The following is a 651-nucleotide window of genomic DNA, read 5'->3' on the forward strand; positions in this document are numbered from 1 at the left end:
GGCATCGCGATGCCGTTCTTCTGCAGGAATGCCTGGATCGCGCGGCTCGACTGCTCGGGCGTCGCGGGCGGCTTGCCGCTGACCGCGCCGATCGTCAGGAACAGGTTGCGTGCCATCACGTTGTTGCTGAACTTGTTGATGTCGTAGACGATGCTGCCGAGCACCGGGCTGTGATGCACGGCGAGCGGCCGCGCGGTGGTCGGCACCTTGCCTTCGCTCACCGGCCCCGCGATCGTGCCGCCGTCCTGCTGCCACAGCGCGAGGAAGCCGCGCGCGAAGAACGTCGTGTGATCGAGGATCGCGAGGTTGGTCGTGTGCGCGCCGCAGCGCAGCGGGTAGTCGCCGGCGAACGACGCGGTCATGATCCCGCCGCCGGCCGTCAGCGTCGGGCGTGCGGCCGCGGCGGCCGCGCTGCACGAGCCCGAGCCTTCGACGAGCTGGTTGTCGATCGACAGGTCCGCGAGCGGCGGCAGCACGTCGACGGCGACCTTGCCGTCGTCGCCCGGCGTGACCGTGAACGACACGGCCTTGAATGCGTACAGCAGCGGATCGGGGCCGACGTTGTAGGGTGCGCTCGCATCGTCGTCGAACGACGGCAGGTCGCGCGTCGACGCCGCGAAATAGCTCTTGTCGAGCACGAGGCCGCCGGCC

Annotated in this window: 1 protein-coding gene; it reads right to left on the reverse strand. The window is 69.9% G+C overall.

Annotated elements, in window-relative coordinates; translation table 11 throughout:
• Positions 1 to 651, reverse strand: a 651-nt coding sequence (locus A9Z05_RS01745; RefSeq protein ID WP_176730131.1) for a D-alanyl-D-alanine carboxypeptidase, incomplete at both ends; no start/stop codon positions are given.

The organism is Burkholderia sp. A2, assembly GCF_001729305.1.
GTDB lineage: Bacteria > Pseudomonadota > Gammaproteobacteria > Burkholderiales > Burkholderiaceae > Burkholderia > Burkholderia sola.